The organism is Psychrobacter piscatorii (assembly GCF_904846415.1).
GTDB lineage: Bacteria > Pseudomonadota > Gammaproteobacteria > Pseudomonadales > Moraxellaceae > Psychrobacter > Psychrobacter piscatorii.
Map to the genome: position 1 here is coordinate 36,594 of NZ_CAJHAR010000010.1, position 12,432 is coordinate 49,025.

Consider the following 12,432-nt stretch of genomic DNA (forward strand, 5'->3'; position numbering starts at 1 on the left):
TGGGCACTAAGTAAAATTACTATTTATAAAGTGTTCGTTGTGCCGCAACAATATAGCAAAACCCTAAAATACAACCGTTGGTTGTAACCAGTTTATAGACTGGATTGTGAATTAAGGAACGTAAGATGCGATTTATTGATGAAGCCGTCGTAACGGTAAAAGCAGGTGACGGTGGTAACGGAATCGCCAGTTTTCGCCGAGAAAAATATGTCCCACGTGGTGGACCTGATGGTGGCGATGGCGGTAAGGGCGGTGACGTCTATGTCATTGCAGAGGATAACACCAATACTCTAGTTGACTATCGCTATACCCGTCGTCATGACGCTATGCGAGCCGAGAATGGCCACAGCAGAAACTGCTCAGGCAAGGGCTCTGATGATCTTTATTTACCAGTACCAGTTGGTACGACGGTCGTTGATACCGAGACAGACGAAGTATTGGGTGATTTGATTGAGATCGGCCAGACACTACTGATTGCCAAAGGTGGTGATGGTGGTCTGGGTAATACCCATTTCAAAAGCTCGACCAACCAAGCACCTCGTAAAGCCACGTCTGGTTTTGAAGGTGAGTTAAAAGTTCTTAAGTTTGAGCTAAAAGTTGTGGCTGATGTTGGCTTGATTGGTTTGCCTAATGCTGGTAAATCGACCTTTATCCGCCAAGTCTCTGCTGCTAGACCAAAAGTGGCTGATTATCCATTTACCACGCTAGTACCAAACTTGGGTGTGGTTGATATTGGTCGCCATCGTTCGTTCGTGATGGCAGATATTCCTGGATTGATTGAAGGCGCATCAGAAGGCGCAGGACTTGGTATTCGCTTCTTAAAACATGTTGCGCGTACGCGTCGTCTGCTACACTTGGTCGATGTTAAGCCTGTTGATGGTAGCGACCCGGTTGAAAACGCCCGCGTTATCCTAAATGAGCTTGAGCGTTTTTCACCTGAATTGGCCAACTTACCGCAGATTTTGGTATTAAACAAAATCGATCAGGTCAATGATGAAGACTTGAACGCGCTTTGTACACATATCGTCGCAGAGCTTGGTTGGACAGGTATGGTCTTCCGTACAGCAACGCTGACTGGTGAAGGTGTTGATGCGGTAAAATATCATTTAATGAATGATATTGAACTTGAGCGCGAGCGTGAAATAGAAGATCCTATATTCGCTGAAGCACAGAAAGAGCGATTTGAGCGTTTAGAAGCCGAAGTGCGTCTAAACACCGAAGCACAGCGTGAAGCGTATCGTGCCGCTCGTAAAGCTGCGCGTGAAGGCTTAGATTTGTCCGATTTGGATGATGACGACGATGGTGTTGAGGTAATGTATGTTCCTTAAGCTAGTATGCTTAAGCGGTTATACTTGAATTGTGAATTTAATCCCTACAATCAATTGATATGAAAAAAAGGAGTTTATATGGCAGATGGCATAGCAAACACGACCGAAGAAGCAAGATTTGTTAAAAAATCTCGCAACTTTGATATTCAGCGCGTTATTGTCAAGATTGGCTCATCGTTATTGACGAATAATGGTCGAGGGTTGGATCGTACTGCCATATATGAGTGGGCAAAGCAGATTGCTAAGCTGCACAAAAAAGGTGTTGAAGTGCTGCTGGTATCGTCAGGTGCCGTTGCTGAAGGTGTGGTACGTATGGACCTTGAGGAACGCCCTAAAAAACTGGCAGCATTACAAGCCTGCGCTTCTATTGGTCAAATGGGACTGATTGAAACATGGTGGTCAGCATTGATTCAGCATGGTATTCAAAGCTCACAGCTCTTATTGACACATGATGACTTATCCAATCGTAGCCGTTATCTCAATACCACAGGCGCGCTGACGCAACTATTAGAATGGCGTGTACTACCGGTTATTAACGAAAATGACACCATTACCATTGATGAGATTAAATTTGGCGATAATGACACGTTGGGTGCGATGGCAGCCGCGATGGTTAATGCAGATTTGTACATTATCTTAACGGATCAAGAAGGTGTGTTCACTGATAACCCACGTGACAATCCTGATGCTAAGATGATTCGTCAAGAACGTGCCATGGCTGATTATTTATTTGATATCGCAGGTGACGGTGGCAAGCTTGGACGCGGTGGTATGTTAACTAAGATCCGTGCTGGTCGCCTTGCCGCGATGGGTGGTTGCCCAACCGTTATTGTGAGCGGTGCTATCGATGATGTGATCACTCGTGTTGTCTCAGGTGAGGCAGTCGGTACACTACTGACGACTAATGAAGAAGATAAAATCATTGCTCGGAAGCAATGGCTTGCCGCGCATTTGCGTATGTCAGGTAGCTTGGTCGTTGATGCAGGTGCCGCAAAAGCATTGACTGAACATAACAGAAGCTTGCTACCAGTAGGTGTTGTAGAAGTTCGTGGCGGCTTTGATGAAGGTGATGTGGTAGAAATTGTTCATCAAGACACTGGTGAGCGTATAGCCGTTGGTCAGGTAAATTTCTCATCGCATGAGGCGCATCGTGTTGCCCGTGAGCGTACAGAGAAGTTTGACAAAATCTTTGGTAGTAACGAAGACCGTGTGGTGATGGTGCATCGTGATAATCTCGCGATAACCGTATAACGTATTCATGATATAGCACAGCTGTTGCTTTTATAGCTTATCTATGATTTTAGGTAAGCTATAAAAGGCTTTTGAGATTTGCTTCAAGCTTAAGCAAGACTGTTTATACTTTATAAATATTTATTGTTATTTTATTCAACCTATTTTATCCAGCACAATATCCATCAATAAATATGGATACTGTGTTGTTTTGGAGATTTGTACATGAGTGCTTCAGACAAGAGTGACTCGATTCAGCAGCAATTTGCACCGCTAAAAAATGACAGGCTGCTACGTGCATTACGCTTTGAGCCCATCGATATCACGCCAGTTTGGATGATGCGCCAAGCTGGTCGTTACTTACCAGAGTACAAAGCCACTCGCGCTGAAGCCGGCGACTTTATGAGCCTGTGCAAAGATACAGATCGTGCTACTGAAGTGACGCTCCAACCGTTACGTCGTTATGATTTAGATGCTGCTATCTTGTTTAGTGATATCTTGACCATTCCTGATGCCATGGGCTTGGGTTTATATTTTGAGACTGGCGAAGGTCCTAAGTTTAAGCATCCGATTCGCGAACAGGCCGATCTTGATAGATTGCCAGTACTTGAGCCTAATGATTCTCTTGACTATGTGATGCGTGCTGTGACCAGCATTCGTAAAGCATTGAATGGTCAAGTGCCTTTATTTGGATTTTCTGGTAGTCCATGGACGCTTGCTACGTATATGATAGAAGGTGGTAGTTCAAAGGATTATCGTTATACCAAAGGCTTTTTGTATAGCAATCCTGATTTTTTACATCAGCTATTAGACAAGCTTGCGACTTCGGTCATTGACTATCTTGATGCACAAATCGTAGCTGGTGCTCAGATCGTACAAATATTTGACAGTTGGGGCGGGGCGCTTGGTCATCGTCAATTTATCGAGTTTTCGCACAATTACAACAAGCGTATCGTGGCTGAACTAAAGCAACGCCATCCACAAGTACCAGTGGTATTATTTACCAAAGGTGGCGGGTTATGGCTTGATATTCAGGCTGATAGCGAAGCTGACGCTTTAGGTCTAGATTGGACGATGCCGCTTGACCGCGCACGTCAAGTACTGACTGAGAGCCAGCGTGAGTTGACCAAAAAGCATAAGAAGCTACAAAGCAGCAAAGCCATTCAAGGCAATTTAGATCCAGCAACGTTATACGGATCACCTGCCACCATCCGCTCTGAAGTGAATGCGATGCTTGATCGCGCCTATGCTAATGGCGAAAAAACTGGCTACATTGCAAACTTAGGTCATGGTATTACCCAGTGGGTGAATCCTGACAATGCCAAAGTATTTGTCGATGCGGTACATGACTACAAGATCTAAAAGCCACGGTATTCAAAGCTATGGTATTCAAAGCCATAGTATTCAGAGACGGTAGGATTGACAGACTGTCTATATGGCTTTGCGAGCTAGATAAAAATATAGAATTTATTAGATATAATGAGTGCTTACTAAGAATAAAGGATAATTTATGATTTCAGCAGCGATTGTCGGTGGTACAGGTTACACAGGTATTGAGCTTATTCGCTTATTATCTGCTCATCCTGAAGTGTCTATTGATTTGCTAACCTCGCGTAGCGAAGCTGGTACTCGCGCTGATGAAATATTCCCAAGCTTACGTGGTATCTCAGATATCGTTTTTAGTGACTTAGGTGACAACACGCTTGCGGCATTACAAAAATGTGATGTTGTATTTTTTGCGACCCCGCATGGTGTTGCGATGAAGCAAGCAGAGGCGTTGACCCAAGCTGGCGTGAAAGTCATCGATTTGGCAGCTGATTTTCGCTTACAGTCATTGACGGAGTTCGAACACTGGTACAAACAATCTCATGCTTGTCCTGAGCTATTAAAGACAGCGGTTTACGGTTTGCCTGAAATCAATCGTGATAAGCTTGCCAGCGCTTTATTAGTCGGTAACCCTGGCTGCTATCCGACTACTGCGATTTTGGGTTTGAAACCTGTTGTTGAAGCACAAAATGAGCAAGCAGAAAGACTAGTCGAGTCTCGTATTGTCATCGATGCCAAATCTGGTGTGTCAGGTGCTGGTCGTCAAGCGTCACTGGCACTTAATTATGCGGAAACAACGGATAATTTTAAAGCCTATAGTGTAGAAGGTCATCGCCACTTGCCTGAGATTGAGCAGGGTGTGGCGCAGTTATTGGGTAGCCAATTTACACACCGTATTCGCTTCTTACCGCACTTAGTGCCGATGATACGCGGTATGCTGAGCTCGATTCATATGGAGCTGACTGACGCAGGTGCGGCTATCGATTGGCAGCAAGCGTTCGAGGACAGCTATGCATCAGAAGGTTTCGTTGATGTGATGCCAAAAGGTATTTATCCAGACACGCGCAGTGTGCGTGCTAGTAATCGCTTACGTATCGCGGTACATCAGAACAATGAGCGCGCTGAGCTGACGGTCATTGTGGTGCAAGATAATTTGGTAAAAGGTGCCGCAGGGCAGGCTGTCCAAAACATGAATGTGATGTTTGGATTTGATGAATCGATGGGACTCAATTTTGCACCTATCGTACCTTAACGCCGGCTTTTTTGCCGTTAAGTCATTCATATTTATGGTACTAGGTATTGATTATAAATTCCGCTATAATAACTTGCCTTTACTCTTAAGAGATACCATCTAAATGCGTGTTAAGCTTGAACGACGCTTTTTTTTAAAGTCATCACGTCTATCGTGTCAAGATTCTGTTCTATATGGTTTGGCGTGCAAAACGCATTCCGACAAGAATAGAGATGGTTTTATAAGTGATATCGGTAGCACTCAACGAGGCGCGTCTACATTAGTATTGGCCCTATTTGTCGTGGTGATATTAGTGACTGCCGTGGCTGGATTGCTATTCGGACATAAGCTGGGCTATCAACGTGGTTTTCATTCAATGGAAACGCAAGCCCAGCAAGCGATTATTGATGGTACCGAAGCGACAAAAGCGCTAGAAGACTTGCGTCTTAGTAATAAAATCGCGACCAATCAAGCCGCAACAGCCAAGCAAGAGCTGGCCATAAGTCTCGCAAACCTAAAAGAGCTGCGTGAAAACCAGCAATCATTGACAGTAGAAAACAGGCAGGTCTCACAGCTTAATGAGATATATGCTGATGTGATTGCTGAAAAAGGTGGCATGCCGCTACAAGTATTGGGCGCTAAGATTGAGCCGCTGCCCGAAAATGCTTTTGAGTATGGTTTTGATATTGGTATGCTCAGTAGCGACGGTCAAGCCAAACGACTCCAGCCAACTTTGACGTTACTCAATAATGATGACCTTGTAGAAGTGCCTTTAGATCCTGCAAGTTATGTGATCGAAGGTATTGTTCGTATACGCGGTCGTTTTATGATGCCCTCAGGTTTTAAACCTTTACAAGCAAAGCTGAGCTTGCAAGCAGGTGGTCAAACAGTAGAGCAGTTGTACGATTGGAAGCTCGGTGATAATGTTGATAACATGCTACCATCACTTTTAGACTTGCCAGAAGTTGATGAAAGCCCAATTGTTCCCTAGCAAATACAAGTCTTAACAAATACCAAACAGCGATGATGTAGTTGAAAACAAAGCACCATGGCTATATATAGTCATAGTGCTTAATGTTTCATCGCCTGCCTAGCTAACCTCTCTTATTCCAAACTTACCTTATAATTATACTTTGATTATGATGAAAAAAATGATATTACAAGCTACGCCAACGGTTGCTGATTGGCATTTTCCAAATATGCCTGCCCATCGCGCACAGGACGGTGACACAGAGGGTGAAACGTCGCCGCAAGCAGATGTGCTGGTTGCTGAGCCAGAAGTTGCTAAACCGCCTATGTATGCGGTGGTTATGTATAATGACAACTACACGCCGATGGAGTTTGTCGTCTATATTTTGCAGTCAGAATTCCGCCATAGTATGGACTCTGCGGTAGAAATTATGCTGACTATTCACAATAGTAGCAAAGGTATTGCTGGTATTTATCCCAAGGATATTGCTGAGACTAAGGCCAAAAAAGTAAATAGTCTGGCACATCGTGAGGGCTATCCACTATTGACCCAAATCGAGCCACATCAAGGCGAGTAAAAAGAGAGTAAGACACCATATCTTGTTCTCACATCAGCTCTCACTGCCATACCTAATAATTTTTTGTTCTCATCTAATCGTTATAGCAGCTCACTCTCAAAGTGAGCTAAGCCATCTATTTTTACAGCCTTGCTTTATATACCCATATTTGATTAAGCATGTCAGCAAGTATATCGCTCTTATAGTCTTGATTTTATTATAATATATCCTTATATACTAACTAGTCTTCTCAATAATTTTTACAACCTTTCGAACACTCGTTATTAATACCCTAGTTCATCTACTTACCTTTTATCCACATTAGCTCTTTAAGCTTTGATCGTTGCTCTCACATTCTTCTTTATGTGTTCATAGTATGCTTTGATACACTTTAGTCTGTGTTAATAGATTGACTCTGTCGAAGTATCGTGTTGATATAAAGAAAAGCGACTATGAATTATCACAATCACTGCTCACTGATAGATAGATTACAGCATTCGTCAAACAGTCTATGGTCCAAATGATATATCCATGATTTTTAATTATACGAATCTTACCCTTGAACAATCAATCTATCGCCCTGATTTACTTACTAACTCATTCATAAAACTATCAATTATAAAGATAGATATAACCGTAGGAAGTTGTTATGTTAAGTCGTCATCTCGAAGTTTCTCTACGTTTAGCAATGACGCTTGCGCGCCAAAAATCGCATGAGTATCTTACTGTTGAACATTTATTATTGGCGCTATTAGAAAATACTCACGCTGCCAATACCCTGACTGCCTGTAATGCCAATGTATCGGCACTGCGGTCTGAGCTTGAAGCGTATATCAATAAGCATACGCCAACCGTCGATGTAGACACGGAGCAGTCACCGCAGCCAACTCAAAGTTTTGATCGTATCTTGCAACGCGCTATTTTTCATGTGCAGTCTATAGGTGGTGGTCGATTGGTAGAAGGCTCTGATATTTTAGTTTCTATGTTTTCAGAGCATGATACTTACGCGGTTTATCTGCTTAAAAAACAGGGTATTAGCCGTCTTGAGCTGACCCAATATCTATCGCATGGCCAGGATAAAGAAGAGCCATCTGAGCAACGTGCTTCTATGACTGGTGAACGTCGCAGTGCGTCTGAAAAAACCAGCAAAGATCCACTGGTTGAGTTTGCAACCAATCTAAACCAACGTGCTGCTGAAGGCAAAACAGACCCATTGATTGGACGCGCTTCTGAAATTGAACGTGCCGCTCAAGTTTTATGCCGCCGCCGCAAAAACAACCCATTGTTAGTAGGCGAGCCTGGCGTTGGTAAAACCTCTATCGCTGAAGGTTTGGCATGGTTGATTATCAATGATAAAGCACCGAAGCCACTTAATGGTTGCGTGATTTATAGCCTTGATATTGGTTCATTGATTGCGGGAACTAAGTATCGCGGTGACTTTGAAAAGCGCATGAAGTCATTGCTTGATGCGCTGAAGAAAAAGCCAAATGCTATTCTTTTTATCGATGAGATTCATATGATCATTGGCGCAGGCTCGTCAATGAGCAGCAATATGGACGTATCGAACTTGATCAAGCCAGCGCTTGCCAACGGTGAGTTACGCTGCATTGGTTCAACGACCTTTACCGAGTACCGTCAAGTGTTTGAAAAAGATCATGCGCTATCACGTCGTTTCCAAAAAATCGATGTGAAAGAACCAAGTGTAGACGATACTATCGATATTTTACGTGGTCTCAAGCCTCGCTATGAGGAATTCCACAATGTTGAATATACAGATGAAGCGTTGGTCACGGCAGTACAATTATCAGCCAAGCACATACACGAGCGTTTTTTACCTGATAAAGCCATTGATGTGATCGATGAAGCAGGTGCGTATAAGCGTTTAGGTGTCGTTCCTGATGTCGATGATATCGAAGCTGAGGAAAGTTTTATTGCGGATTTAGAGCAAGACTTTGATGCACAGATCGATGCTGATGTTGAAGGTATCGATAGCGATGCAGACAGTGATAACGAAATGCAGGACGAAGCAAAAACTGCTAAAGCGAACGATCGTGCCAAGTCTACTGATGGTGCAAAAGCTTTTAAAGCGCAAAAACCGCCGATGAAAATCGATGTGGCAGATATCGAAGCTATCATTGCTAAATTGGCGCGTATTCCACCTAAATCTGTATCGAGTGATGATAAGAGTATTTTAGAGCACTTGGACCGTGATCTTAAGCACTTAGTGTTTGGTCAAGATGAAGCGATTGCAACGCTTGCCGATGCGATAAAACTGTCTCGCGCAGGACTAAAAGCACCGGACAAACCAATTGGTTCGTTTATGTTTGCAGGACCGACGGGTGTGGGTAAGACAGAGGTCTCTCGTCAGCTGGCCAATCTATTAGGTGTAGAGCTAGTACGCTTTGATATGTCAGAGTATATGGAAGCCCATACCGCATCACGTCTAATTGGTGCGCCTCCAGGCTATGTTGGTTATGATCAAGGTGGTTTGCTCACTGAAAAAATCAATCAACATCCGCATTGCGTATTGTTGCTTGATGAGATCGAAAAAGCGCATCCTGATGTCTTCAACTTGCTATTGCAGGTGATGGATCATGGTACGTTGACGGATAATAACGGTCGTGTTGCTATCTTTAAGCAAGTCATCATTATTATGACGACGAACGTTGGTGCGGATAGTATCAGTCGCTCCTCTATGGGCTTTACTCAGCAAGATCATAGCCGTGATAATACCGAGTCGCTGAAGCGAGTCTTTACGCCAGAGTTCCGTAATCGTCTAGACGCAATTATCCAGTTCAATCCACTAGATACCTCAGTGGTCGTATCAGTTGTCGACAAGTTCTTGGTCGAGCTACAAGTACAGCTTGATGATAAGCAAGTGACGTTAGAGATTGATGATGATGTGCGTGATTATCTGGCTGATAAAGGATACGACCGCCTCATGGGTGCACGTCCAATGCAGCGCCTGATTCAGGATGAGATCAAAAAGCCATTGGCAAGTATGATTTTGTTCGGTGACTTGGTAAATGGTGGCGTCGTTCATTTGACCTTGGCGCCTAAAACTGACGATACGCAAGATACTGATACGGTGAAGTTAGATAAATCTTCGCAAAAAGGTTCACCTGATAGTCGGATTGTTTTGACTGTGGTCGAAACTCATGAGCCACGTTCAGACTCTGAGTCAGTGGCTAGCTAAAACATTTAGTTTGAATATAAGAGTAACGGCTATCGTAACATTACGGTAGCCGTTTTTTTGTTGCTATAATTCATCAACAAAGCTCATACGGTTTTTTGTTACTATTAGCCTTTAGAATAAGCCAATCACTGAGCATTCATTTCATAATAAATATAAAAGGATATACCATGGAGTTGTTTGACGAGCCGACAATTAAAACACCAGAGCAAAAACAAGCCATTTTAGACAACGTCCGTCTGCCAGAAGATTGGAAGGCGGCATTAGCAGATGAGTTAACGTCCGAAAATATGGACAATCTACGCGCATTTTTAAAAGAAGCTTATCAGTCAGGGGATAGCATTTATCCACCCGCGCCACTGATGTTCAATGCACTTAATCTCACGCCTTTATCGCAAGTTAAAGTGGTGATTTTAGGTCAGGACCCTTACCATGGGCCAGGGCAGGCCATGGGATTGTCATTCTCTGTTCCTAAAGCGATTCCTAAGCCGCCATCATTGAACAACTTGCTCAAGGAGATGGCAGATGACATCGGTATCGCACCTTCAAAACATGGTGACCTAACTTACTGGGCACAGCAAGGTGTTCTACTACTTAATAGCTCACTAACTGTGCGAGAAGGCGAGCCAAACAGTCATCAAAATAAAGGCTGGGAGCAATTTACCGATGCAGTCATTGACGCGGTCAACGAGCAGACAGAGCATACCGTATTTATTTTGTGGGGCAGTAAAGCGCAAAAGAAAGGTAAGTATATCGATACCGACAAACATCTTATTTTGACCGCCGTGCATCCTTCGCCGTTGGCTGCCAACCGTGGTGGATTTTTTGGCACTAAACCTTTTTCTAAAACAAATGACTACTTGGTGCAATATGGCCAAACGCCCATTGACTGGCAGCTACCGCAATAAATGCTAAATATTATGAATAGAAGTTTAGCATCTTATTTTTTAGCGCCGAGCGAACTTGAGGGTATACCATTTGCATCTCTTATGTTTTGGACATTGCAAGATAGTAAATGGATGCAAGAAGCGCTTAGACTAGCGAGCCAAGGCGCTAAGCTGGGTGAAGTGCCGGTAGGTGCTATATTGGTGCATGATCAGCAGATCATTGGTCAAGGGTTCAATCAACCGATTGGCTGCCATGATGCGACGGCACATGCTGAGATAGTTGCGTTGAGAGAGGCCTGTCAGCGTCTACAAAATTATCGACTGCCACTACAGACAACTTTGTACGTGACACTAGAGCCTTGTACGATGTGTATTGGCGCGCTCATTCACGCACGTGTTGATAGGCTAGTGTACGCGGCGAGTGAGCCACGCGCTGGTATGGTAGGCAGCCAGATGGACTTATCAATGCAGCCTTTTTATAATCACAATATCCAAGTTCATAGAGGGTTGTGCGGCGAGCATAGTAGTCAATTGCTAAAGACGTTCTTTCGTGAGCGTAGGCGATTAGCGAAACAGAATAAAAACAGCGCTTAATTCAAAATGATTAATAAATAAGATATCAGTCTGGGCGCTAGTGATAGCGATGATTTTTTGCTATAATATCGCCCTATTTGGTAGCGAATCTTTTAGCCTGCTGTCAAGCATTTGATATACCAGTAAATATCGCTTCATTGCTACTGCATGACAGCTATATGGGTAACAACTATTATTGAGTAAGTATTATGACCGTCTCCGTATCTGATAACGATCTACTCAATAAAAATGATAGTGCAGACCATTTAGCACGCTATCCGGTTATCTGTATCGATGGGCCTAGTGGCGCTGGTAAAGGTACGGTCACATGGCGCTTAGCTCAAATATTGGGCTATCAGCTATTAGACTCTGGGGCGCTATATAGAATTGTAGGACTCAAAGCATTTGAAGCTGGATTGATCACAGCAGATGCTAGCCAACCAATCGATGAGTCGGCAGTGTTAGCATTGACGAAAAGTTTGGAAATAGCCTTTGTACCAAATAATGATTCTGGGCGTGTAGACATCATTGTGAATGGACAAGCGGTAGGTGATCAAGTACGCAACGAGACAGTAGGCGGCTATGCGTCGCAGATCGCAGTATTTCCAAAAGTTCGTGAGGCTTTGCTTACGTTACAACAGGATATGGCGACACGTTCAGGACTCGTCGCTGATGGTCGCGATATGGGGACGGTTGTGTTTCCAGATGCGGATGTTAAGGTATATCTGACCGCTAGCGCTGAAGCACGTGCTGAGCGCCGCGTAGCCCAGCTAATTAACGCTGGGCAAGCAGCAGATTTTGACGCGATTTTGGCGACGATTAAAGAACGTGACGATCGTGATGAGAACCGTAGCACCGCACCATCAAAACCTGCAGCAGATGCTTTGTTACTTGATAGCTCAATGCTCGATGCTGATGCGGTTTACGAACAAGTAAAAAGACATTGCCAAGATCAAGGGCTGTTTTTTAATAGTTAATAAAAACAACATATTAAGTACTAAAAAATTTCCTATAGTCCCTGTTTTTAATGTAGAATTATACAGTTGGAAGTTAGTATTTTTTGACGATTAATCATTTATTAGGCTCAGTTGATAAAATGAATTAAATTAAGACAGTTGTTGTTAGCAAGTTTAAATAT

Annotated in this window: 10 protein-coding genes; all 10 read left to right on the forward strand. The window is 43.5% G+C overall.

Translation table 11 applies throughout. The features are described 5' to 3' along the window. Positions 1–125 precede the first annotated feature (125 nt). The 10 genes from cgtA (at position 126) to cmk (ending at position 12,271) form a co-directional block, all read left to right on the forward strand. Positions 126–1,328, forward strand: a complete 1,203-nt coding sequence (gene cgtA / locus JMX83_RS06325; RefSeq protein WP_201599774.1) for an Obg family GTPase CgtA — start codon at positions 126–128, stop codon at positions 1,326–1,328. A 78-nt stretch (positions 1,329–1,406) separates the two neighbouring features. After that, positions 1,407–2,579: a glutamate 5-kinase gene (gene proB, locus JMX83_RS06330; protein WP_201599775.1), complete on the forward strand. Its 1,173-nt coding sequence runs from the start codon at positions 1,407–1,409 to the stop codon at positions 2,577–2,579. 204 nt (positions 2,580–2,783) lie between these two features. Further along, the gene (hemE, locus tag JMX83_RS06335; protein WP_201599776.1) at positions 2,784–3,920 is read left to right on the forward strand and encodes a uroporphyrinogen decarboxylase; all 1,137 of its coding nucleotides are present in this window, start codon (positions 2,784–2,786) and stop codon (positions 3,918–3,920) included. A 148-nt stretch (positions 3,921–4,068) separates the two neighbouring features. Beyond that, positions 4,069–5,136, forward strand: a complete 1,068-nt coding sequence (argC, locus tag JMX83_RS06340) for an N-acetyl-gamma-glutamyl-phosphate reductase (RefSeq protein WP_201599777.1) — start codon at positions 4,069–4,071, stop codon at positions 5,134–5,136. 103 nt (positions 5,137–5,239) lie between these two features. Then, a complete protein-coding gene (locus JMX83_RS06345; protein WP_201599778.1) occupies positions 5,240–6,106 on the forward strand; it encodes a hypothetical protein in 867 nt (288 codons plus the stop codon). A gap of 160 nt (positions 6,107–6,266) precedes the next feature. Continuing rightward, positions 6,267–6,662, forward strand: coding sequence for an ATP-dependent Clp protease adaptor ClpS (locus JMX83_RS06350; RefSeq protein WP_227675762.1), 396 nt, complete (start codon positions 6,267–6,269; stop codon positions 6,660–6,662). 628 nt (positions 6,663–7,290) lie between these two features. Continuing rightward, entirely contained in the window at positions 7,291–9,837 is a 2,547-nt protein-coding gene (gene clpA, locus JMX83_RS06355) for an ATP-dependent Clp protease ATP-binding subunit ClpA (protein WP_201599780.1), read from the forward strand. Positions 9,838–10,004: 167 nt separating this feature from the next. After that, positions 10,005–10,742: a uracil-DNA glycosylase gene (locus JMX83_RS06360; RefSeq protein ID WP_201599781.1), complete on the forward strand. Its 738-nt coding sequence runs from the start codon at positions 10,005–10,007 to the stop codon at positions 10,740–10,742. Between the two features lie 12 nt (positions 10,743–10,754). Next, positions 10,755–11,315, forward strand: coding sequence for a tRNA adenosine(34) deaminase TadA (tadA, locus tag JMX83_RS06365; RefSeq protein WP_406947620.1), 561 nt, complete (start codon positions 10,755–10,757; stop codon positions 11,313–11,315). A gap of 188 nt (positions 11,316–11,503) precedes the next feature. Continuing rightward, the gene (cmk, locus tag JMX83_RS06370; RefSeq protein WP_201599783.1) at positions 11,504–12,271 is read left to right on the forward strand and encodes a (d)CMP kinase; all 768 of its coding nucleotides are present in this window, start codon (positions 11,504–11,506) and stop codon (positions 12,269–12,271) included. Positions 12,272–12,432 lie beyond the last annotated feature (161 nt).